The 20,782-nt window shown below is 69.1% G+C and carries 22 protein-coding genes and 1 tRNA gene; 14 read left to right on the forward strand and 9 right to left on the reverse strand.

The window, feature by feature from the left end:
• Window positions 1-43: 43 nt before the first annotated feature.
• Together ACQPY4_RS00365 and ACQPY4_RS00370 are read left to right on the forward strand one after the other, a co-directional pair.
• Window positions 44-568, forward strand: coding sequence for a peptidylprolyl isomerase (locus ACQPY4_RS00365; RefSeq protein ID WP_433339240.1), 525 nt, complete (start codon window positions 44-46; stop codon window positions 566-568).
• Between the two features lie 45 nt (window positions 569-613).
• Window positions 614-1,513: a rhomboid family intramembrane serine protease gene (locus ACQPY4_RS00370; RefSeq protein WP_433331126.1), complete on the forward strand. Its 900-nt coding sequence runs from the start codon at window positions 614-616 to the stop codon at window positions 1,511-1,513.
• Between the two features lie 143 nt (window positions 1,514-1,656).
• Here ACQPY4_RS00370 and ACQPY4_RS00375 read toward each other — a convergent pair whose 3' ends face one another.
• Window positions 1,657-1,914, reverse strand: a complete 258-nt coding sequence (locus ACQPY4_RS00375) for a cell division protein CrgA (RefSeq protein ID WP_433331128.1) — start codon at window positions 1,912-1,914, stop codon at window positions 1,657-1,659.
• Between the two features lie 81 nt (window positions 1,915-1,995).
• Between ACQPY4_RS00375 and ACQPY4_RS00380 the strand changes: the two genes are divergently transcribed.
• The 9 genes from ACQPY4_RS00380 to ACQPY4_RS00420 all read left to right on the forward strand — a co-directional run bounded on the left by ACQPY4_RS00380 (window position 1,996) and on the right by ACQPY4_RS00420 (window position 7,248).
• On the forward strand, window positions 1,996-2,730 hold the full coding sequence (locus ACQPY4_RS00380; RefSeq protein ID WP_433331130.1) for a DUF881 domain-containing protein: 735 nt from the start codon (window positions 1,996-1,998) through the stop codon (window positions 2,728-2,730).
• 12 nt (window positions 2,731-2,742) lie between these two features.
• Window positions 2,743-3,369, forward strand: coding sequence for a class E sortase (locus ACQPY4_RS00385; protein ID WP_433331132.1), 627 nt, complete (start codon window positions 2,743-2,745; stop codon window positions 3,367-3,369).
• 10 nt (window positions 3,370-3,379) lie between these two features.
• Complete coding sequence (locus ACQPY4_RS00390; protein WP_433331134.1) at window positions 3,380-3,565, forward strand: hypothetical protein; 186 nt, start codon at window positions 3,380-3,382, stop codon at window positions 3,563-3,565.
• Window positions 3,566-3,569: 4 nt separating this feature from the next.
• Window positions 3,570-4,148 (forward strand): anthranilate synthase component II, encoded by a 579-nt coding sequence (locus ACQPY4_RS00395; RefSeq protein ID WP_433331136.1) that lies wholly within the window; start codon window positions 3,570-3,572, stop codon window positions 4,146-4,148.
• Between the two features lie 220 nt (window positions 4,149-4,368).
• Window positions 4,369-4,749: a hypothetical protein gene (locus ACQPY4_RS00400; RefSeq protein ID WP_433331138.1), complete on the forward strand. Its 381-nt coding sequence runs from the start codon at window positions 4,369-4,371 to the stop codon at window positions 4,747-4,749.
• Between the two features lie 104 nt (window positions 4,750-4,853).
• Complete coding sequence (locus ACQPY4_RS00405) at window positions 4,854-5,174, forward strand: DUF1330 domain-containing protein (RefSeq protein WP_433331140.1); 321 nt, start codon at window positions 4,854-4,856, stop codon at window positions 5,172-5,174.
• 115 nt (window positions 5,175-5,289) lie between these two features.
• Window positions 5,290-5,637 carry a YciI family protein gene (locus tag ACQPY4_RS00410; protein ID WP_433331142.1) on the forward strand — a complete coding sequence of 116 codons (348 nt, stop codon included), beginning with the start codon at window positions 5,290-5,292 and terminating at the stop codon, window positions 5,635-5,637.
• A gap of 5 nt (window positions 5,638-5,642) precedes the next feature.
• The gene (locus tag ACQPY4_RS00415) at window positions 5,643-6,899 is read left to right on the forward strand and encodes an RNA polymerase sigma factor (RefSeq protein ID WP_433331144.1); all 1,257 of its coding nucleotides are present in this window, start codon (window positions 5,643-5,645) and stop codon (window positions 6,897-6,899) included.
• Between the two features lies 1 nt (window position 6,900).
• Window positions 6,901-7,248, forward strand: coding sequence for a hypothetical protein (locus tag ACQPY4_RS00420; RefSeq protein WP_433331146.1), 348 nt, complete (start codon window positions 6,901-6,903; stop codon window positions 7,246-7,248).
• Between the two features lie 64 nt (window positions 7,249-7,312).
• Here the strand turns inward: ACQPY4_RS00420 and pknB are convergent, their stop codons facing one another.
• The 6 genes from pknB to ACQPY4_RS00450 all read right to left on the reverse strand — a co-directional run bounded on the left by pknB (window position 7,313) and on the right by ACQPY4_RS00450 (window position 15,626).
• Window positions 7,313-9,118 (reverse strand): Stk1 family PASTA domain-containing Ser/Thr kinase, encoded by a 1,806-nt coding sequence (gene pknB, locus ACQPY4_RS00425; RefSeq protein WP_433331148.1) that lies wholly within the window; start codon window positions 9,116-9,118, stop codon window positions 7,313-7,315.
• Between the two features lie 653 nt (window positions 9,119-9,771).
• Window positions 9,772-11,217, reverse strand: coding sequence for a peptidoglycan D,D-transpeptidase FtsI family protein (locus ACQPY4_RS00430; RefSeq protein ID WP_433331150.1), 1,446 nt, complete (start codon window positions 11,215-11,217; stop codon window positions 9,772-9,774).
• Window positions 11,218-11,227: 10 nt separating this feature from the next.
• Entirely contained in the window at window positions 11,228-12,823 is a 1,596-nt protein-coding gene (locus tag ACQPY4_RS00435; RefSeq protein WP_433331152.1) for an FtsW/RodA/SpoVE family cell cycle protein, read from the reverse strand.
• Window positions 12,824-14,380, reverse strand: coding sequence for a Stp1/IreP family PP2C-type Ser/Thr phosphatase (locus tag ACQPY4_RS00440; RefSeq protein ID WP_433331154.1), 1,557 nt, complete (start codon window positions 14,378-14,380; stop codon window positions 12,824-12,826). It lies immediately after the preceding gene.
• Window positions 14,377-14,859, reverse strand: a complete 483-nt coding sequence (locus ACQPY4_RS00445) for an FHA domain-containing protein FhaB/FipA (RefSeq protein WP_433331156.1) — start codon at window positions 14,857-14,859, stop codon at window positions 14,377-14,379. The genes ACQPY4_RS00440 and ACQPY4_RS00445 overlap by 4 nt, the downstream gene beginning before the upstream one ends.
• Before the next feature lie 11 nt (window positions 14,860-14,870).
• Entirely contained in the window at window positions 14,871-15,626 is a 756-nt protein-coding gene (locus tag ACQPY4_RS00450) for an FhaA domain-containing protein (RefSeq protein ID WP_433331158.1), read from the reverse strand.
• Between the two features lie 127 nt (window positions 15,627-15,753).
• Here ACQPY4_RS00450 and ACQPY4_RS00455 point away from each other — a divergent pair.
• A tRNA-Leu gene (locus ACQPY4_RS00455) sits at window positions 15,754-15,836 on the forward strand.
• Between the two features lie 302 nt (window positions 15,837-16,138).
• On the opposite strand, the gene ACQPY4_RS00460 is transcribed toward ACQPY4_RS00455, so the two are convergent.
• The gene (locus tag ACQPY4_RS00460; protein WP_433331160.1) at window positions 16,139-18,310 is read right to left on the reverse strand and encodes an MMPL family transporter; all 2,172 of its coding nucleotides are present in this window, start codon (window positions 18,308-18,310) and stop codon (window positions 16,139-16,141) included.
• 160 nt (window positions 18,311-18,470) lie between these two features.
• Between ACQPY4_RS00460 and ACQPY4_RS00465 the strand changes: the two genes are divergently transcribed.
• The gene (locus ACQPY4_RS00465; protein ID WP_433331162.1) at window positions 18,471-19,199 is read left to right on the forward strand and encodes a TetR/AcrR family transcriptional regulator; all 729 of its coding nucleotides are present in this window, start codon (window positions 18,471-18,473) and stop codon (window positions 19,197-19,199) included.
• A 35-nt stretch (window positions 19,200-19,234) separates the two neighbouring features.
• A complete protein-coding gene (locus ACQPY4_RS00470) occupies window positions 19,235-20,062 on the forward strand; it encodes an SDR family NAD(P)-dependent oxidoreductase (protein WP_433331164.1) in 828 nt (275 codons plus the stop codon).
• A 54-nt stretch (window positions 20,063-20,116) separates the two neighbouring features.
• On the opposite strand, the gene ACQPY4_RS00475 is transcribed toward ACQPY4_RS00470, so the two are convergent.
• Window positions 20,117-20,671, reverse strand: a complete 555-nt coding sequence (locus ACQPY4_RS00475) for a TetR family transcriptional regulator (RefSeq protein ID WP_433331166.1) — start codon at window positions 20,669-20,671, stop codon at window positions 20,117-20,119.
• Between the last annotated feature and the right edge of the window lie 111 nt (window positions 20,672-20,782).

The following is a 20,782-nucleotide window of genomic DNA, read 5'->3' on the forward strand; positions in this document are numbered from 1 at the left end:
ACGCTCGTTCTGACGAGGAGGCGGCCCCAAGGTGGCTGAGGAAATGTTCGCGACGTTCAACACGTCGCTCGGCAAGATCGTGGTTCAGCTCTTCCCGGCGGAGGCGCCGGTCACCGTCGAGAGCTTCGTCGGCCTGGCCGAGGGCACGCGGCCCTGGAAGGACCCCGCGTCGGGCCAGACCAAGACCGGAGTGCCCCTGTACAGCGGCACCGTCTTCCACCGCGTGATCCCGTCCTTCATGATCCAGGGCGGCGACCCGCTGGGCAGCGGACGCGGCGGCCCCGGCTACGAGTTCAAGGACGAGTTCCACCCGAGCCTGAAGTTCAACAAGCCCTACCTGCTGGCGATGGCCAATGCCGGGCCGGGCACCAACGGGTCGCAGTTCTTCATCACGACCGACAACATCGGCAATGTGCAGCACCTCACCAACAAGCACACGATCTTCGGCAAGGTCGTCGAGGGCACCGACGTCGTGGACGCCATCGCCAACACCCCCACCGCGTCCGGTGACCGGCCCGAGACCGACGTGGTCGTGCAGTCGGTGACGATCGAGCGCCGTCAGTCGTAGTACAAGGTAGAGAGTCCCCGCCCAGGGCCCCGACGGAGCCGCCACATGAGCACAGAGCACAACCCCGCGCCCGAGACCTCGGTGCCGACCTGCTACCGGCATCCGGGTCGCGAGACGTACGTGAGCTGTACGCGCTGCGAGCGGCACATCTGCCCGGAGTGCATGCGCGAGGCGGCCGTCGGGCACCAGTGCCCCGAATGCGTCGCCGAGGGCAACAAGTCCGTGCGGCAGCCCCGCACGACGCTGGGCGCCCCGGTGGCGACGTCGGCGGTGCCGGTGGTGAGCTACGCGCTCATCGGCATCTGCGTGGCGGTCTACCTGATCGAGCTGGCCTCGGTCGAGGTCGTGCGCGACTTCATGATGGTCGGCATCGGCGTCACGGCGGACGGCCGTCTGGCGGGCGTGGCCGAGGGCGAGTGGTACCGCCTGTTCAGCTCGATCTTCCTGCACCAGCGGCCCACCAACGGCGGGTCGTTCGGCGTCACCCACATCCTGTTCAACATGTGGGCGCTGTGGGCGATCGGCCCGGCGCTCGAACAGGTGCTGGGACGCTGGCGGTTCCTGGCGCTGTTCCTGCTGTCGGGCCTGGGGGGCTCGGTCCTGCTGTACCTGGTCGATCCGGGTGACGCGGCGGTGGGCGCCTCCGGGGCGATCTTCGGCCTGTTCGGGGCGTTCTTCGTGATCGGCAAGAAGATGGGCGGGCCGGTCGGCCCGATCGTCTTCCTGCTCGGCCTGAACCTGCTGCTGACGTTCACCGTGCCGGGGATCTCATGGGAGGGACACGTCGGCGGCCTGGTCGTCGGCGCGATCCTGGCGGCCGCCTACGCCTACGCGCCGGAGGCCCGGCGCCAGCTGGTGCACGTCGCGGCCCCGGTGATCATGTTGGTCATCCTGGTGACGCTGGTGGTCGTGAAGACCTCCCAGGTCACCGTCAACTCGCTGTAGAGCACCGGCGGGCATGACTCAGCGGGGTGCCGGCCGTCCGGGTGGACGGCCGGCACCCCGCTGCACGCCTGGGCGGGCGGCTGTGGAAAAGCTGGGGAAAATCCACGCCAGCCAAGCGTCGGCTGTGGATAACCCCGGCCGGGTCAGCGCCAGCGAGTGGAGAGGATCACGCCGAGGATGATCGCGGCGAACCCGATGCCCAGGTTCCAGTTCTGCAGGTCGCTCATGAACGGGACGTCCGTGTTCGTGCTCGCCGTCACGTAGAACGTCGCGATCCAGGCCAGGCCGACCAGCCAGAGGGCGACCATCGTCGGCACCAGCCAACGCGGGCTGACCTGCGGTGCCTGGGACTTCTGCGGCGGGGTGTAGACCGCCTTCTTGCGCACTTTGGACTTGGCCACGGTTGGTTCGATCTCCTCGGGCGGGCCACGGCCGGAGTGCCGGTCCGCGAGTGGGTGTTTTGTCGGTTAGCGTAGTCGCTGGTGAGCAGCGTACGACGTCGGACGTGGGGAAGCATCATCCCAGCCCTCACGCTTGTCGCGGGAACCCTGTTCGCGGCGAGCGCGAGCACGGCCCGCGGTACCGACCTGCGCGAGGAAGGCCGCACCCGCGTCACCGAGCTGATCGCCGCCGAGCAGCGCCGCACCCGCGAGGGACGGGCCGACTACCAGCGGCTTCGCCGCGAGGTCGACGCCGTGTCCCGGCAGGCCGGACGCCGCGACGCCCGCGTCAAGGACGCCCAGGCCCGCGCCGACCGCATCGCCGCGAGCTCCGGATTCGCCCCGTTGCGCGGAACGGCCGTCCGGGTCGCCCTGGACGACGCGCCGCAGACCCACCGGGACGACGCCAATCCCGACGATCTCGTCGTCCACCAGGCCGACGTCCAGGCCGTCGTGAACGCCCTGTGGGCCGGTGGTGCCACCGGAATGCAAATCATGGACCAACGTGTGATCTCGACCAGCGCCGTGCGCTGCGTGGGCAATACGCTGATCCTGCAGGGGGTCGTCTACTCGCCGCCGTTCCGGATCACCGCGGTCGGGGACGCGGCACGGCTGCGCGCCGCGCTGGACGCCTCCCCCGAAATCGCGATCTACAAGAAGTACGTCCAGGAATACGGGCTCGGTTATTCGGTGAACACCGTCGACCGGGTCACGCTCCCGGCCTACACCGGAAGCGTCACGATGAACCACGCGAAGGTTCCGGCGGAGTCCCCCTAGGAGGTAACACAGGTGCGGGTGGTGATCCGTGGCCTCGGCGAGCTGTGCATCACCGCGGGTCTGGTGGTGCTCCTGTTCGTCACCTACGAGCTGTGGGGGACCGGCCGGTACACCAAGGCGCAGCAGGACGTCCTGGGCAAGGAGATGATGAAGTCCTGGCAGGCGCCCAAGGTCACCACCGAGCGCGTGAAGCTCGGCAAGGGCCTGGCGCTGATCAGGGTTCCCCGGTTCGGGAGCGACTTCCGGTTCGTCATCATCGAGGGCGTCCAGCCGTCCGACCTGCGCAAGGGGCCGGGCCACTACCCGGGCAGCGCGATGCCGGGCCAGGTCGGCAACTTCGTGGTCTCCGGCCACCGGACGACCTACTCGGCGCCCTTCAACCGCGCGGGCGAGCTGCGCAAGGGCGACAAGATCCTGATCGACACGCGCGAGCAGCAGTACGAGTACCGCGTCAGCGACCGCAGGATCGTCAAGCCGGACGCCGTCGAGGTCACCGCCCCCGTCCCGTTCGACCCGAAGAAGAAGCCGAGCAAGCGCCTCATCACGCTGACCACCTGCCACCCCAAGTACTCCGCCGCCGAACGCATGATCATCTTTGGTGAGCTGGTCGCGGCCGTGCCGCGCGCCGGAGCGAAGTAGGAGAGCGCCCATGTACTCCTGGATCTGGCGCCGGCTGCCGGGCCAGTGGCAGACCAAGGCCGCCATCGCCGCGGCGCTGGTCGTCGCCCTGGCGGCCGTCCTCTGGTACGTCGTGTTCCCGTGGGCCGAGCCCAAGCTCCAGTTCGACCACGGCGTCGTCGACGGCACGCCCACGTCCCCCGCGCCCCGGAGCTGACCGCGTGCGGGTTCTGGTCGTCGACAACCACGACAGCTTCGTCTTCAACATCGTCCAGTACCTCCTGGAGCTGGGCGCCGTCTGCACCGTCAAGGACCGCTCGGACGTCGTCCCGGCCGACGCCGCCGAGGCCGACGGCGTCCTGCTCAGCCCCGGCCCGGGCCATCCCGCCGACGCCGGTGTCTGCCTCGACCTCGTCCGCGACGCCGAGCGGCGCGGCACGCCCCTGCTCGGCGTCTGCCTAGGCCACCAGGTGATCGGCCACGTCTACGGCGCCCGGACGTCCCGCGCGCCCGAACTCGTCCACGGATACGTCAGCGCGATCGACCACGACGGCCGCGGCGTCTTCGCCGGGCTCCCGAACCCGATCTCCGCGACCCGCTACCACTCGCTCGCGGTCGAGCCCGCGACCGTCCCCGACGTCCTGGAGGTCACCGCCCGCACCCCGGGGGGCGTGATCATGGGCCTGCGCCACCGCACCCGTCCCATCGAGGGCGTGCAGTTCCATCCCGAATCGGTCCTGTCGGAAGGCGGCCACGCCCTCCTCGGCAACTGGCTCGCGACCTGCGTCTCTACCGTATGACCCGCCCCGCCGCGTCCCGTTCACCGGATTGCGGGAAAAATCTCATGGAAAGTCCGTAACATCCCGGCCACCTGAACCGAAGACATGATGAGGGCTTCCGCCATTGCCCCCGAGTGGCGGAAGCCCTCTCTCATGCCCATCGGCCTACGCCCAGCTGCGTACGCCAGGTGTCTCCCCCCATGGGACGACGGCGGCCACACCTCTTTCCAACCATGGGGCCATGGCACTCACCATGACCTCGCTGCCCGTCCGCCGGACCCTCGGCGCCGGGCTCGCGATCGCGACGACATCCATCCCGATCCAGATCGCCGGGGGTGCCGACTACCCCACCGTCCCGCCCGGCCTGATCATCCTCGGCGTCCCGACCCTGCTGCTGCTCTTCTCGTCCTGGCGGTGGGTCCTCGTCCTGGCCACCCTGGTCACCCTGTTCCTCGGCGTGGGCGGCAGCGTCGCCGAGAGCTTCCGCGACCAGCTCACCACCCCGGGCGACACCGTCACGTTCCTCGGCAGCGTTCTTCAGGTCATCGGCCTGCTGATCGCGCTGGCCGCCCTCGTCCCGGCCTTCCGCGAGGGCTTCCGCCGCGAAAGAGTCACGGGGTAATCCGGCCCATTACCCCTCACGTCATCGCCGTGGCGCGGCCCACCCGCGAAACTGAAGGCGTCAGCAGGCGCAGAGCGCGCCGGACGAGGATGCTGGAGGACGACATGACCGCCTACGTCATCGCGAACCTGTGGGACGTCCGCATCGGCCCCGGAATCGTGGAGTACCTGGAGCGCATCGACGCCACGCTGAAGCCCTACGAGGGCCGTTTCCTGATCCACGGCGCCGAGCCCGAGGTCGTCGAGGGCACCTGGAAGGGCGTTCCCGTCGTTGTGGAGTTCCCCGACATGGACGCGCTCCGCGCCTGGTACGACTCCCCCGAATACCAGGCCATCCTCCCCCTGCGCACCGACAATTCCGCCGGCGACCTCATCGTCCTCCCCGGCGTCTCTCCGGACCACAAGGCCACCGACATCCTCCGCTGACCCCGGCCTCGAAGGTTGGGGCAAGATCGGTGATTCGGGGATGTCCTTCTGGGGGCCGTCCGTTCGTTCAGTTCCTGAAGATTCCAGGAGGCCCCGAAACGAAGGAGAGATTCCCATGCCGCAGTACCTCGCGTTGACCTACACCGCGGACGTGGATTGGTGGGCGCCCGAGCAAGCCGACGAGCTGGCCGAATATCGCCGGTTCGGGGTGGACCACGCCGAGAGCGTCCAGGCCAGTGCCGTTCTGCACCCGACCGGCACCGCCACGGTCGTCCGGGTGGAAGGGGCTCGTGGCGGGAAGGTGGTCACCACCGACGGGCCCTATGCCGAGACCAAGGAGGCGCTGACCGGGTACTACCTGCTCGAGGCCGCCGATCTGGACGAGGCGGTGCGGATCGCGGCCGAGATCCCCGCGGCCTGGGGCGGTGCCGTCGAAGTGCGCCCGGTCATCATCGCCAAGTAGCGATCGTGGTCCCCGAGCACGACACGCTCGCCGAGACGGTCCGGATCGAGGGCGCGCGCATCCTCGCGACCCTGATCCGGACGGTCGGCGACGTGCGGATCGCCGAGGACGCCGTGCAGGAGGCGACCCTGGCGGCCCTCGGCGCCTGGCCGGTGACCGGGGTACCGCCGCGGCCGCGCGCCTGGCTCACGGTCACGGCCCGCAGAAAGGCGATCGACATCCTGCGGCGCGAGCGGGCCCGTCCCGTCAAGGAACGCGACGCGCAGCGGATGAGCGAACTCGTCAAGCCCGACCTTCCACCGGACGAGGTCGTGCACGACGACCTGCTGCGGCTGATCTTCACCTGTTGCCACCCGTCCCTGTCCCCGCCGACCCGGGTCGCGCTCGCCCTGCGAACGCTGTGCGGCCTGGCCCCGGCCCAGATCGCCGACGTTCTGCTGACCACCGAGGCCGCCACGACCAGGCGCCTGACCCGGGCCCGGCAGAAGATCAGCGCGGCCCACATCCCCTACCGGGTCCCGACCGGCGACGAACTGGCCGACCGGCTCCCGGCGGTGTGCGCGGTGATCCACAGCCTCTACACCGCCGGTCACACGCCCGTGGAGGGCCGAGCCGCCTACGACGTGGAAGCATGCGCCGAAGCGGTCCGGCTGGCCGAACTCCTGCACGAGCTGCTCCCGGACCAGCCGATGCCCGCCGCCGTCCTGGCGCTGTTGCTGCTCACCGAGGCCCGACGGCCCGCCCGGCTCGGCCAACACGGTGACGTCATCACCCTCGACCGGCAGGATCGCGGCCAGTGGGACGCGGCGGCGATCGCCCGCGGCATCGAGCTGCTGAACGACTCGCTGCGCCGAACCGACCGGCAGGCCGACCCCTACCAGCTCCAGGCCGCCATCGCCGCCGAACACGCCCGGGCCCGCTGCTACAACGACACCGACTGGGACGAGATCCGGCGGCTCTACGAGTTGCTCGTCTCGATCGCTCCCAGCCACGGCGCCGACCTGGGCCGGGTCGTCGCGGCGGCCGAGGCGGGCGGGGCCGCGACCGGTCTCGCCCTGCTGGCCGACTTGCCGCCCAGCCCCCGATGGCACGCGGTTCGCGCCGAGCTCCTCGCCCGCCAGGGCCTGTACGCCGAGGCGGTCGAAGAGCTCACCGCGTCCCTTCGCGGGCCGGCGACCGACCCGGAACGACGGCACCGCGAGCGGCGTCTCGACCAGTTTCGACAGGCGGCCGCGACGACACCCGACGAGAGGCGGCCCTGACATGCCGACGCCCCCAGATCACTTCGCCGACCAGGTCTTCGCGGTGGTGCGGGACCGAGTGCTCACCAGCCATCCCGGCGACGAGGAGGGGCGGATGCTCCACGCTCCGGGTCTCAAGACGGGCGGCAAGTTCTATGCCTTCGCCACCGCCACCGACCTCGTGGTCAAACTCCCGGCGCCACGCGTTGACGAACTCATCCGCGGCGGGCAGGGCCTTCCCTGCGCGCCACGTCCGGGTCGTCCGATGAAGGAGTGGGTCCAGATCCCCGCGCCCGAGGAGGAGTCGTGCCTGGCCTACCTCCTGGAAGCGCGAACCTTCGTCTCAACGATCAGGAGCCGAAGAAGCTAGGCCCGTCACTCGATGTGATCCTCGGACAGAAGAAGGGCCCGCCTGGGGCGGGCCCTTCTTGGTGTCAGTCGTCGTTGCCGGGGAAGCCGCCGCCGGGAGGCGGGCTCTCCGTGGTCGGGGGCGGGGACTCGGACGGTTCGGCCACGACATGGATCTTGACGGTTTCGCCGGGGGCCAGCTTGGCGCCGGCGGGAGGCTCGGTCATCCAGACGAAGCCGGGCGGGATCGTCGCCTTGTCGGGGGTCGGCTGGTCGACGACGACCTGGCAGACCAGGTTGAGCTGCTTGAGCTTCGCGCAGGCCGAACGCTGGCTGTTGTTCACCAGGTCGGGCACCGGGATCTCGCTGGGCCCGTTGGACAGGATCAGCGTGACGGTGGCCTTCTTGTTCAGCTTCTCGCCCGCGGGCGGGTCGGTCCTGATGGCCGTGAAGCGCTTGACCGTGTCGCTGGTCTCCATCTTCTTGACGACCTTGAAGCCCTTGGCCTTCAGGATCGCCTCGGCGTCGGACGAGCCGCGGCCCTGGACCTGCGGAACCTCGATCAGCTCGGGCGGCTTCTTCCCGCGGGACACCACCAGCGCGACCGCGGTGCCCTTCTTGACCTTGGTGCCGGACTGCGGGTTGGAGCTGATGACGTTGCCCTTGGTGACCTCGGAGTCCCACTCCGGGGTCACCGTGCCGACCGTGAGGCCCTCCTTCTTGATCGTGGCCTCGGCGACGTCCTGCGAGACGTTGATGACCGCGGGCATCGACACCTGCTCGGGGCCCTTGTCGCCGTTGCCCGACATCATCAGGCCCACGACGCCCGCGCCGCCGATGAACAGGACGGCCAGCGCCACCCACAGGGCGATCTTCTTGCCCGAGCCGCCGCGCTCGTGCTCGGGCATCCGGTCGTCGTAGTGGACGGGCGGCAGGTCGTACCCGGTGGGACGCTGCATCTGCGTCCGCCCCGGGACGGCGCCCATGACCTGGGTGCCCTGCGGGTGCTGGGCGCCCATCAGCATCGTCGAGGACGCGGTCGAGGCGATCGGCTGGCCCTGGAGGACCCGCTGGATCTCCTGCCGGAACTCGGTGGCGTTCTGGTACCGGTGGTCGGCGTCCTTGGCCATGGCCTTCAGGACGATGGCGTCCGCCCACTGCGGGATCTCGGGGTCGACCCCGGACGGCGGGACGGGCTCCTCCCGGACGTGCTGGTAGGCGATCGCCACGGGGCTGTCGCCGGTGAACGGCGGCTTGCCGGTCAGCAGTTCGTACAGGACGCAGCCGGTGGAGTAGATGTCGCTGCGCGGGTCGACGCGCTCGCCCCTGGCCTGCTCGGGGGACAGGTACTGGGCGGTGCCGATCACCTGCGCGGTCTGGGTCATCGTGGCGGCCGAGTCGGCCATGGCCCGGGCGATGCCGAAGTCCATGACCTTGACCTCGTGGCCGCGGGTGAGCATCACGTTGGCGGGCTTGATGTCGCGGTGGACGATGCCGCCGCGGTGGCTGTAGTCGAGCGCCCGCAGGATGCCGTCGGTGATCTCCAGGGCCTTGTCGGGCAGCAGCGCCCGGTTCTCGCGCAGGAGGTCGCGCAGCGTGCTGCCGTCGACGTACTCCATCACGATGTAGGGAATCGAGGTATCGTTGATCATGTCTTCGCCGGTGTCGTACACGGCGATGACCGACGGGTGGTTCAGCGAGGCCGCCGACTGCGCCTCGCGCCGGAACCGGGCCTGGAACGTGGGGTCGCGGGCAAGGTCGGACCGGAGCGTCTTGACCGCCACGACACGATCGAGGCGGCGGTCTCGGGCACGGTAGACCTCGGCCATGCCGCCGCGCCCGATGACCGTATCGAGCTCGTAGCGGCCGCCGAGCAGCCGAGGTTGACTCATGTCTGCACTTTCCCTCGTACGTCTACACCCTGTCCTCCGAACCTAGCCGCCCGCCATGTACGGGCGAGGGAGCCGGGCTCGGAGTTGACGGAGTCGTGGTGCGCTCCGCCGAGGCTGGTGTCGGTTCTGGGGCGTTGGGAGTCGCCCTGGTCGGTTTGCTGGTTGGCTTCTGAGAAGGGGACGCGCCGGTTCGTGCACGCGTTGACGTGCGGCTCGGGTGAGATGCGCGGGGTTCAGGGGCCGGGTCGCCGTCACCGGGAGGTGCGGCCGTCGATCGCTCCCGGTTGTCCCGGGCAAAGGAGCCGGACGCGTCACCGGCGCCGGGCGGCAGCGCGTGGTGGTCCACGTGTGCCGGGCGTCGCTGCTCGGTCACTCCCCTGCCGGAGAGCGTATCCGCCGTGCCCCTGGCGTCAAATCCGAGCAAAGCCGATCGCTCGGCCGCCAGGGGCCGCAGAGCACCGCTCAGTCGTTCTCCGAAGTCCGCCATGCCACCACCGTCCGACTCCGCCGAGCCGACCCACGTCGCCCCACCTACCCAGCCAGGCGTGACCCATCCGCCGAAACTCGTCCCGGCTCGGGATGTCGTGGCCCGGACCGGTCGCCCGGGCGACCGGTCCGCGGGGTGGGGTGTCACCGGGTCTCCTCGGCGCGGGTCATTTGCGGACCGCCTGCATGATCTTGCCGGCGATCGGACCGGCGAACTCGCCACCGGAGCCGTCGCCCTGGGTCCAGACGGCGAAGGCGTACCGGGGCTTCTCGATCGGGGAGAAGCCGACGAACCAGCGGTTGTTGAACTCGACGCCGTCGATGTCGGCGGTTCCGGTCTTGCCGGCGATGTTGAACTGGCGCAGGGCCTTGCCGGTGCCGTCGGTGACGACCTGCCGCATCATGTCGGCGAGCTGACCCGCCTGGTCCTCGTTCATCGCCTTGGCCAGTTCCTTGGGCGAGGCCTCCTCGACGACGCTCTGGTCCTTGGCGCGGACCTTCTGCACCAGGTACGGCTTCATGATCTTGCCGTCGTTGCCGGCGGCGGCGGCGATCAGGCACATGTGCAGCGGGGTCGCGACGTTGCTGCCCTGGCCGATGGACGCCAGCGCGGTCTGGGCGCCGTCGGCCTTGGGGAAGGCGCTCTTGACCGACTTCAGGTCGGGCTCGATCTCGATCCGCTGGTCGTAGGCGAACTTCTTGGCCGTGGCGATGACCTTGTCCGGGCCCAGGCGCTCGGCGCCGAGGATGCCGAAGGTGGTGTTGCACGACTCGGCGAAGGTGGCGATCAGGGACGCGGTGCCCAGGCCGCCGCAGGCGCCGCCCTCGTGGCTGTTGGGCAGGTCGATGGAGGTGCCGGGCAGCTTGTAGGCCGAGGGGGCGGGGACGTTGCTGTCCTTGTTGATCCCGTTGGCCAGCGCGGACGCGGCGATCAGGGCCTTGAAGGACGAGCCGGGCGCGACGTTGTCGTGCAGGACCTTGTTGACCGCCGGACGCAGGTTGCGGTCCTTGTTGAGCGCCTCGAACTTCTTGGCGCCCGCCTCCTTGGTCTGCGGGGCGAAGGAGTTCGGGTCGAACGAGGGGTAGGACGCCATGACCTTGATCGCGCCGGTCTTGACGTCCATCACCACGGCCGCGGCGCGGCGCGTGGTGCTGGCCTGGAGCGCCTTGTAGGCGACGCGCTGGGCCTCGGGGTCGATGGTGGTCTCGATGTCGGCGCCCTCGGGCTTCTTGCCGATCAGGGAGTCGAACCAGCGCTGGGTGGTCAGGCGCTTGTCGCGCCCGCTCAGCAGCGAGTTGTAGGACAGCTCAAGGCCCGAGGCGCCGCCGTTGAAGAAGCCCGTGATCGGGGCGAAGACCGGCCCCTCGGCGTACTTGCGGCCGTACTTGGGGGTGCTGTTCTTGTGCTCGGTGGAGTCGACGAGCGTCAGGTCACCGGCGAGGATCTTGCCTCGGGGGTACTTGAAGATGTCGCCGAACCGGCGCGCGTTGTTCTGGTCGTCTTGGAGAGCCTTGGCCTGGGTGCCCTGGACGTAGTTGACCTGGGCCATCAGCCCGAAGATCAACAACAGGGCGAAGATGGCGACTCGGCGCAGCGGCTTGTCCATGTTCATCGCGGCCTCCTCACCTCGTGCTCACGATCTGGGTCATGCCCTCGTCCTGGATGGCCTGCGGGGCGGGCTTGCGGGAGTCGTGGCTCATCCGCACCAGGATCGCGATGAGGATCCAGTTGGCCATCAGCGAGGATCCGCCCTGGGACAGGAACGGGGTGGTCAGACCGGTCAGCGGGATCAGCTTGGTGACCCCGCCGACGATCACGAACACCTGGAGCGCCAGGACGAACGAGACCCCGCCCGCGAAGAGCTTCAGGAACGGATCTCGTGCCGCGACGGCCGTCTTGAAGCCGCGCTGGACGATCAGGGCGTAGATCAGCAGCAGCACCATCAACCCGGTCAGCCCGAGTTCCTCGCCGATCGAGTCGAAGATGAAGTCGCTGAAGGACAGGGGCGTCTTCCACGGCTCGCCCTGGCCGAGCCCCTTGCCGAGCACGCCGCCCTCACCGAGCGCGAACATCCCCTGCATGAGCTGGGCGCTGTCGGCGTACTTGCCGCCCATCTTCCCGCAGACGCGGAAGCCGGCGCCCAGTTCGCCGTTGGCCGCCGCCTCCTTCTTGTAGATGTCGGTCTCGGGGTTGACCGGGACGACCTTGTCGTCGACCATGCAGCCGCCGTTGAAGTACGGCGTGGGGTTCTGCCAGATGTCGATGCGCTGGTTGACGTGGCTCATGAACGGCAGCAGCGTGGCGATGAAGATGCCCACCGCCAGCAGGCCGACGCCGATCATCACCCAGGAGGCGCGCTGCGTGGCGATGTAGAGCATCGACACGAACAGCCCGAAGTACAGCAGGGCCGTCCCGAGGTCCTTCTGCATGAAAAGGACGCCCAGGCAGAAGACCCAGATCACCATGATCGGGCCGAGGTCGCGGGCCCGGGGCAGGCTGATCGGGCCGATCTTCTTGCCGATCAGCGACATGGCCTGGCGCTTGTTCACCAGATAGCCCGCGAAGAAGACGACGAGCAGCAGCTTGGCGAACTCGCCGGGCTGGACCGAGAACGGCCCGATGAAGATCCACACCTTGGCGCCGTTCACCTCGGCGCCCAGCCCCGGGATGATCGGCAGGATCAGCAGGATGATCGCCGAGAGGCCGACCAGGTAGGTGTAGCGCTGCATGGTCTTCGGCGAGACCGCGAACTTGGCGTCGGGCTTGTCGGTGTCGCGCATGATCACGATCGCCGCGACGAACAGCGCGATGCCGACGAACGTCCACATCAGCTGGCCGGACGCCGACGCCTCGTCCTCGGCCAGCTTCTTGGTGGCGGGAAGCGCCGCCTGTGCCTTGATCTTGACCAGGCTGGTGTCGAGGTCGAGCCGGTAGATCATCGCCAGGCCGATACCGTTCAGCGCCACCGCCAGCGGCAGCAGCAGCGGGTCGGCGTAGGGCGCGAACTTCGTCTGGACGAAGAAGGACGCGATCGCCAGGACGGTCAGCCCGCCGCCGTAGAGGAAGAGGCCTGGTGGGATGACGCCGTCACGCGCGAGGCCGACCTCGGCGAACGCCGACAGCGTCAGCACCATCGCGAAGACGAGCAGCGTGAGCGAGGCCGCGTTGCGCCGCTGGTACGGGATCTGCGCCCGGATCTGCTCCCCGATCGAGGCCATCTAGGGCTTACCCCCGTTCGGACACTCCTGCACCGGGGCGTTGCTCTTGCACAACGCCGCGCGCTCGCCCAGGACCTTCAGTCGTTCGTCCGCCTGCTGCCTGGTCACGAACTTCGGCGTCCCGGCCTTGACCGCGTTCGCGTCGGGGATGGGGAGGTCGGCCGTGGCGACGCCCGGCGCGCCCGTGAGCTTCTGGACGACCGTGCCGTTCTGGCAGACGCGCTGGAGCGCCAGCTTGCCCTTCTCCTCGGCGATGACGTACCGGCAGACGGCCTTCTCCAGCTCCCGGAGGCCCTCGGGGCCCTTCACGTCGTAGGTCTTCTTGACCTGGTCCTGCATGTTCTTGGGCAGCTCGGCCACCGGGATCGGGAGCTTGGGCTGGTCTTTGACGTCGGCCCTGCGGGACATCGAGATGAGCGGGACGTCCTGGTTGATGCCCCGGTAGAGGACGACGGTCCCCTTCTCTTCGCCGACGTAGTAACCGTCGCGGATCGACTGGAGGCTCACGAAGGCGACGGCGGCGATGGCCACCACGGCCACGCCCGCCGCCACGATGAGCCACGTCCACTTGCGGAGCCCGCCGCCTGACCGGCGCCTCATCCGGACCTCGGCGCCGGGGTCGGGCATGGTCGCGCCCGGTGCCGGGCCGCCCATGGGGGCGGGCGGGGGCGGCGGCATCTCGTCCACGGCGATCTGGGGCTGGGGCGCCGTCTCGCGCAGCTGGGCCGCGCGTCCGGCCGGGGTGTCGGCCGGGGGCGCCGCGCCGGGCGGCGAGGGCGGCGTCGCGTTCGCCGCCGCGCCGACGGCCTGGCCGCCGGACGGCGGCGGCTGCTGGCCGACCTCGACGACGTCGGCGACCACACAGGTGATGTTGTCGGGCCCGCCGCCGCGGTTGGCCAGGTCGATCAGCTGCCGGACGGACTGCTCGGGGTCGTCGACGTCGGTCAGGACCTGGAAGATCGTCTCCGCGGTGACCACGCCGGACAGGCCGTCGGAGCACAGCAGGTAACGGTCGCCGAGCTTGGCGTCGCGCAGCGAGAGGTCGGGATCGACCTCGCCCCGCCCGTCGAGGGCGCGCAGCAGCAGCGAGCGCTGCGGATGCGAGGCGGCCTCGTCCGGGCTGATGCGGCCCTCGTCCACCAGCGACTGCACCAGCGTGTGGTCGTGGGTGATCTGGAACAGGCTGCCGTCGCGCAGCAGGTACGCGCGCGAGTCGCCGATATGGACCAGCGCGATCTGGTTGCCCGCCCACAGCATCGCGGTGAGCGTGGTGCCCATGCCCTGCAGGGCCGGATCCGACTCCACGATCCGGTGCAGGTTGTCGTTGGCCGACTTGACCGTGTGCTCCAGCGCGGCGAGCAGCTCGTTCGCGGGCAGATCCTTGTCGAGCTTGCGCAGCTCGGCGATGGCCGCGGCGCTGGCGATCTCGCCGCCGACGTGCCCGCCCATGCCGTCGGCGACGGCGAGCAGGTGCGAGCCCGCGTAGGCCGAGTCTTCGTTGCCCTCGCGCAGCATGCCCACGTCGGAGCGCGCGGCATATCGGATTCCGAGGCTCATTTGCGCAGCTCGATCACGGTCTTGCCGATTCGGACCGGCACCCCGGGCGGCACCGGCATGGGCCGGGTCACCTTGGTGCGGCCGAGATAGGTCCCATTAGTCGAACCGAGGTCTTCCACGATCCATTGACCGTCCTGCGCGAAAAGTCGGGCATGCCGGCTCGAAGCGTAGTCGTCGGTCACCACGAGCGTGGAGTCATTCGCCCGACCGATGGTGATGGGCACCCCGGTCAGGTCGATGACGGTGCCCGCGCGTTCGCCCTGCACCACGACCATCTGGTGCGGAGCGCTGCGCTGCGCCGCGCGCGGCGGCTTGGCGGCCGCCTTCGCGGGCTTGGGCGGACGGGGCTGCTGTGCGGCTCGCGTGGCCGCCTTCGAGCCGAACATGTCGGCCCGGATCACGCCGACGGCCGCGATGACGAAGAGCCAGAGCACCGCGAGGAACGCCAGCTTGATCAGCGTAAGGGTGAATGGGGACATCGGAGTCGGGGTTACTCCCTATCGCGGCGGAACACGAGTGTCGTGCGCCCCATGGTGACGCGGGAGCCGTCGACGAGCGTAACCCGGCGAATCGGCTGTCCGTTCACAAAGGAGCCGTTGGTCGACCCTAGATCCACGAGGACGATTTCGGGACCTTCTACACGGATCTCGGCATGGTGTCGAGACACGCCGGGATCCACGAGGCGCAGGTCGCAGTCGGTGCCGCGCCCCAGCAGGGTGACCGGAGTATTGATCTCATACGTGCGCTGGGTGGCCTCGGCGCCCTCAAGGGCCGTGGTGACCAGCAGCCGGGGATGCCCGCCGAACGTCCCGCTGCGGCCCCCCTGAGGGACGTCGCTCACGGGCTGGCGGATCTCCCCGCCCTCCACGGTCGAACCGCGGATCACGCCTGAGCGGATGCGGAACATCCCGGTGGCCAGGTCGCCGGCGTTCTCGAAACGGACGCGCACGGGCCCCACGAAGGAGTACCCCTGTTCCTTCGCGTACTCGCGCGCGAGATTGGCCAGCTCCTGGCTCAGACTGTCGGCGTAGACCTGAAGCCTCTGCCCGTCCTGCTGGGAGATCTCAACGACGAAGTCGTTGGGCACCAGCGTGCGGCCCTGGGCCACGATCGCCGCGCGATCGTCCATCTCGCGCTGAACGGCACTGGCGACCTCGACAGGCTGCAGCTCGGACTTGAAGGCCCGGGCGAAGGCTCCTTCGACCATGCCCTCGAGCCGTCGCTCGAAGCGCTGAATGACGCCCACGGGCACCTCCTCTCCCCACTGATAGACGATCGTATCGGTGACAAGGTTCGCTCGAAGTATCTGGACACCTAACCACTGCTTCGACCGTGCTAGCCTTTTCGAGCACCCGGAAACGGGATCGGCACCCGGGCGGGTGGCGGAACGGCAGACGCGCACGGTTCAGGTCCGTGTGTCCGCAAGGACGTGAGGGTTCAAATCCCTCCTCGCCCACTCGATCCATGGAGCCAGTGTGGTCGCGACTCGTCGCTTCCCCGCTGGCTCTCGTTGTGTTTGCCCGGGGGGGCGACCCCCCGGACCCCCCGGGGTGGGGGTCTCCCCCCACGCCCCCCAGGATGCCCGGTGGCTTTGTTCTTGGGGATCTTTCGCGTCTTTAGCTTAGTCCTTCTCTGGTGATCCTTTGGCTGCTGCCGCATTTGGGTTGAGGCCAATGGGGGCTTTGATCTGCGGCCCGGCATTCGGTGTGTCGCCCTTGTGCCCGCCTCCCTGGTGGGGGGCGGGCACATTGGTGTTTGTTATGGGGTTGTTGACTGCGGGGTGCCTTCGGACAGGCCGTAGCGGGTGTGGAAGGCGCGCAGGGCCTTGGGGGCGTACCAGGCGGTGCGGCCCAGGAGGCGCATGGCGGCGGGGACGAGAATGCCGCGGACGGCCAGGGCGTCGATGAGGATGGCCAGGCCGGTGCCGATGCCGAACATCTGCATGAAGCTGATCTTGGCGGTGCCGAAGGCGAAGAAGCTGACGGCCAGGAGCAGGGCCGCGGCGCTGACGATGCGGCCCGTGTGGCCCAGGCCGTTGGCGACGGCGGACTCGTTGTCCTCGCCCTGGTCGTGCAGTTCCTTGATCCGGCTGGTGACGAAGACTTCGTAGTCCATCGACAGGCCGAAGGCGATGCAGAACATCAGCACGGTCATCGAGGCTTCCATCGGCTGTGCCGTGACGCCCAGGACGGACGAGAGATTGCCGTCCTGAAAGATCCACGTCATGACGCCCAGGGTCGCGCCCAGGCTGATCATGTTCAGGACCAGCGCTCGGATGGGCTGCACGATGCTGCCGGTGAACAGGAAGAGCAGGAGGAAGGTGGTCAGGGCGACCAGGCCCAGGGCGAGCGGGAGGCGGCTGCTGATGGAGTCTTTGGAGTCGACCAGTTCGGCGCTGGTTCCGCCTACCAGTGTCTGCGTGCCGGAGGGCGGTGTTGCCGTCCTTACCTGCTTGACCAGGTTCTGGGCCTCGTTGGATTGGGGGGCCAGGGGGGTGACTACGGAGATTCGCTGTGCGGTGGGGCGGCTTAGAGCTGGGTTTCCGGGGGTGGTCTGGCCGTTGGTGTGGGTGCCTGTGGCCGTTTCGACTCGGGTTACGCCTTTGAGCTTTGAGAGTTCGGTGGCGTAGGTGTTCAGCGGGGTCTTGTCCACGGGCTGGTTGATGATGACGTGGATGGCGGCGTCGTCGTTGCCGTCGAAGTTCGCCCGCAGGGACGAGGTGACCTGGCGGCTCTCGGCGTCCTTGGGCAGGACGCGTTCGTCCGGTGTGCCGAGGGTGATGCCCAGGAGCGGGCTCGCGGCCAGGAGGAGGATCGCCAGGACGGGCAGCGCGGTGAGGGCGGGACGTCGCATGACGGTGCGGGCCAGGCGTCCCCACACGGGGGGTCGGGCGGTGCCTCGCTTTGCCCAGGGGAGGCGTCCGCTGTTGACGCGGTGGCCCAGGACGGCGAAGAGGGCGGGCATCACGAACAGGGTGCTGACGGCCGCGATGGCCACGACGCCGATCCCGGCGTAGCCGAAGGAGCGCAGGAAGTACTGCGGGAACACCAGGAGCGCCGCCAGGGCGACGGCCACGGTGGCGGCGGAGAAGGCGACCGTGCGGCCCGCGGTGAGCACCGTTTGCCGGACGGCGTCGTCCACGCTCTGCCCGGCGGCGAGCTGTTCCCTGAACCGGCTGATCATCAGCAGGGCGTAGTCGATGCCCAGGCCGAGGCCCAGGGCCGTGGTCAGGTTGGTCGCGGTGATGGCGACGTCGGTGGAGCCGCCGAGCAGGGAGAGCTCGGCGAACGTGCCCAGGATGGCTATGGTTCCGATGACCAGCGGGAGCAGGGCCGCGACCACGCTGCCGAAGACGAACAGGAGCAGCACGAGGGTCAGCGGAATGGCGATGGCCTCGGCCAGGAGGAGGTCCTTGGGCACCTGCGCCTGCATGTCGTTGCCGATGGCGGCGCCGCCTCCGGCTCTGACGCTCAAGCCGTTCTTGGTGCCGGTGTGCTTGTCGATGACGGCCTTGGCGTTCTTGTCCCGTTGGGTGGCGTCACCCTTGACGTGGGCGAGCACCATGGCCTCGCGGCCGTCCTTGGAACGGAGCGCGGGGGTGTCCGCGTCCCAGTACGAGATCACGTTTCCGAGCTTCTGGTCCTTCTTGAGCTCGGCCACCAGGGCTTGGCCGCTCTGCCGGGCGGTGGGTGTGTCGACGCGGCCTTCGGGGGTGCGGACGAGGAAGATCAGGTTGGTCTCCCCGCCGAACTTCTCCTCGATGGCCTCGGTGGCCCGGGAGGCCTGGGAGGCCGGATCGTCGTAGCCGCCGCCCTTCAGCTTGCCGAACGCGCCGGCGCCGATGACGCCCATCAGGGCCACGGCGACGAAGGCGATGACGAGGACCAGCCTGGACCGGCGGATCGCCAGTTCGGCTATGCGTTCGAACACGGCCAATCTCCTTTGAAAATTCAACAGTTCAGGTGGGGCGGTACAGCCGGGATGGATCTGGGAACCGGCTGGCTGCCGTGTTCTTGAAGCTAGTGGGGTGGTAGAAGATTTGGCAGTGTTAGATTCTTCTAGTGGGTAGTCGCACGGTTGGAGGCGCGTAGTGGCTGGAGACGAGGGCTCGGAGGCTCTGCCGCCGTTGCGGGAGAGGCGCCGGGCCGCCGCGGCCCAGGAGATCCTGGACGCGGCCGAGCGGCATGTCACCGAACAGGGGCCCCATGCCCTGTCGCTGCGCGCGGTGGCGCGGAGCCTCGGGATGACGGTGCAGGCCCTCTACTACTACTTCCCGAACCGGGACGCCCTCGTCACCGCGCTCATCACCAAGGCCTACGACGAGCTGGCCGATGCCGTCCAGGTCGCCGTCGACGCGGCGGACGACGCGGGCACTTCGGGTCTCCTGGCCGCGGCCGAGAGCTACCGGAGATGGGGCATGGCCAACCCCGAGCGCTTCCAGCTCCTTTACGGGGCGCCGCTACGGCATTACGCGGCGCCCGCCGAGGGGCCGACCACGCAGGCCGTCCGCCGGATGGGCGCCATCTTCGAGCGGGTGCTGTTCGGCGGGTACACCGAGGACCAGCTCGCCCGGGCCGACGTCCCCGAGTTGTCCTCCGCGCTCCTGGAGCTCGCAGAGCAGTTGCCCCCGGGTGGTCTGGGCAGCCTGCCGCCGCCCGCGATCGCTCTTTTCATGAGTGCGTGGGGGCACATGCACGGCCTCGTGGTTCTGGAGGTGTTCGGGCACACCGATTTCCTCGGTGAACACCAGGCCGAGATCTTCCGCGCGGCGATGCGGAACATGCTCCAGGACATTCGCGGACGGATTCCCTCCGACTGAGTGCAACCGGGGGCGCCGGGGTGGGGTTCAGGGGCATGTATCTGGATCTCTACGAGAGGACGATCATGGACCTGAGGCTTTCCGGGCGCGTCGCCGTTGTCACGGGAGCGTCCAAGGGGATCGGGCTCGCCGTCACCCGGACGCTGCTGGAAGAGGGGGCCCGGGTGGTGGCCGTCTCGCGGTCGGCCGCTCCGGAGTTCGACCGCGAGGACGTGCTGCACGTGGCGGCGGACCTGATGGATCCGGCGGCGCCCGGGCTGGTCGTGGCGCGGGCGGTCGAGGTGTTCGGGGGCATTGACGTCCTGGTGAACAATGCCGGGGGGCCGCCTCCTGGTACGACCCTTCCTCGTTTCTCGTTCCTGGCGGCGAGCGACGCCGACTGGCGTGACATGTACGAGTTCAACCTGTTCGCTGTTGTCCGGATGGTGCGGGAGGCTCTGCCGCACCTGCTCAAGAGCGACGCGGCGTCCATTGTCAACATCTCGTCGGGGAACGCCCGGCGGCCCGGGCCCATGAACTACGACTACAACTCGGCCAAGGCGGCGATGAACAACCTCGCCAAGGGGCTGTCGGAGGAGTACGGGCCGCAGGGTGTGCGGGTCAACACCGTCCTGCCGGGTCCCGTGCTCACCGACTGGTGGACGAAGGACGGCGGCGCCGCCGACGTTCTGGCGTCCGCGACCGGGTCTGACCGGGAAGGTGTGCTCGGGGGCGAGGCGGCCAAGATGATGCAGCTCACCACCGGGCGTCTGGTCGAGCCCGGGGAGATCGCCGCCGCGGTCGCGCTGCTGGCCTCGCCGCTGTCCGCGGCCACTACCGGTGCTGAGTTCGCCGTGGACGGGGGCTATCTCAAGGAGCTGTGAGGTTTGTGGGTATGCCGGCCGCCTGTCCCTTTGGTTTGGGGCGGGCGGTCTTTCTTAGGTTCTTGGGCCGGTCAGGTAGTGCTGCATGGTGGGGGCCAGCCAGTCGATGGCTTCCTCTCTGGTGAGGTCGACCACGGGGGGGAGTTCCAGGATGTGGCGGCACAGTTCGAAGCCCAGGGCCTGGGTGGCCAGGAGGCCGGCGCGCTGGGCCGCCTCGGCGGGGTCGGTGTCCAGGCGGGCCACCAGCGTGCCCAGCTGGTCGGCGAAGATCGTGCGCATGCGTTCGGCGGCGTCGGGGTTGGTGACGGCCGAGCGCAGGAGGACGCGCAGGATGTCGGTCTCGGACCAGCGGTCCACCAGGTGGGCGGCCAGGGCCCGGCCCAGCTCGTCGCGCGGGGTGTCCCTGAGGTCGGGGAGGCGCAGGTCGAACTCGACCGCGCTGGCGAACAGGCCCTGCTTGTTGCCGAAGTAGCGCATGACCATGGAGGGGTCGATGCCCGCGTCCGAGGCCACGGCCCTGATCGTGGCGCGCTCGTAGCCGTCGTCGGCGAAGCGCTTGCGGGCCGCCGTCAGGATGGCCGCCTTGGTGTCCTCCGATGATCGCCTCATGGGGGCGAGCGTATGCCAACACGTGTTTGCCTACAAGTGTTGACATGTGTTCGGGTGGCGTGTTCACTGTGGTCAACAGACGTTGGCAAACAATCGTTGACTTGGAGGTCG

Source organism: Spirillospora sp. CA-294931 (genome assembly GCF_050946795.1).
Lineage (GTDB): Bacteria > Actinomycetota > Actinomycetes > Streptosporangiales > Streptosporangiaceae > Spirillospora.

What these genes read in the sequence shown, in the direction of transcription:
- ACQPY4_RS00365 (WP_433339240.1), top strand. Translation starts at nt 44, where the DNA reads ATGTTCGCGACGTTCAACACGTCGCTCGGCAAGATCGTGGTTCAGCTC.
- ACQPY4_RS00370 (WP_433331126.1), top strand. Translation starts at nt 614, where the DNA reads ATGAGCACAGAGCACAACCCCGCGCCCGAGACCTCGGTGCCGACCTGC.
- ACQPY4_RS00390 (WP_433331134.1), top strand. Translation starts at nt 3,380, where the DNA reads ATGTACTCCTGGATCTGGCGCCGGCTGCCGGGCCAGTGGCAGACCAAG.
- ACQPY4_RS00400 (WP_433331138.1), top strand. Translation starts at nt 4,369, where the DNA reads ATGGCACTCACCATGACCTCGCTGCCCGTCCGCCGGACCCTCGGCGCC.
- ACQPY4_RS00405 (WP_433331140.1), top strand. Translation starts at nt 4,854, where the DNA reads ATGACCGCCTACGTCATCGCGAACCTGTGGGACGTCCGCATCGGCCCC.
- ACQPY4_RS00410 (WP_433331142.1), top strand. Translation starts at nt 5,290, where the DNA reads ATGCCGCAGTACCTCGCGTTGACCTACACCGCGGACGTGGATTGGTGG.
- ACQPY4_RS00420 (WP_433331146.1), top strand. Translation starts at nt 6,901, where the DNA reads ATGCCGACGCCCCCAGATCACTTCGCCGACCAGGTCTTCGCGGTGGTG.
- pknB (WP_433331148.1), bottom strand. Translation starts at nt 9,118, where the DNA reads ATGAGTCAACCTCGGCTGCTCGGCGGCCGCTACGAGCTCGATACGGTC.
- ACQPY4_RS00430 (WP_433331150.1), bottom strand. Translation starts at nt 11,217, where the DNA reads ATGAACATGGACAAGCCGCTGCGCCGAGTCGCCATCTTCGCCCTGTTG.
- ACQPY4_RS00435 (WP_433331152.1), bottom strand. Translation starts at nt 12,823, where the DNA reads ATGGCCTCGATCGGGGAGCAGATCCGGGCGCAGATCCCGTACCAGCGG.
- ACQPY4_RS00440 (WP_433331154.1), bottom strand. Translation starts at nt 14,380, where the DNA reads ATGAGCCTCGGAATCCGATATGCCGCGCGCTCCGACGTGGGCATGCTG.
- ACQPY4_RS00445 (WP_433331156.1), bottom strand. Translation starts at nt 14,859, where the DNA reads ATGTCCCCATTCACCCTTACGCTGATCAAGCTGGCGTTCCTCGCGGTG.
- ACQPY4_RS00470 (WP_433331164.1), top strand. Translation starts at nt 19,235, where the DNA reads ATGTATCTGGATCTCTACGAGAGGACGATCATGGACCTGAGGCTTTCC.
- ACQPY4_RS00475 (WP_433331166.1), bottom strand. Translation starts at nt 20,671, where the DNA reads ATGAGGCGATCATCGGAGGACACCAAGGCGGCCATCCTGACGGCGGCC.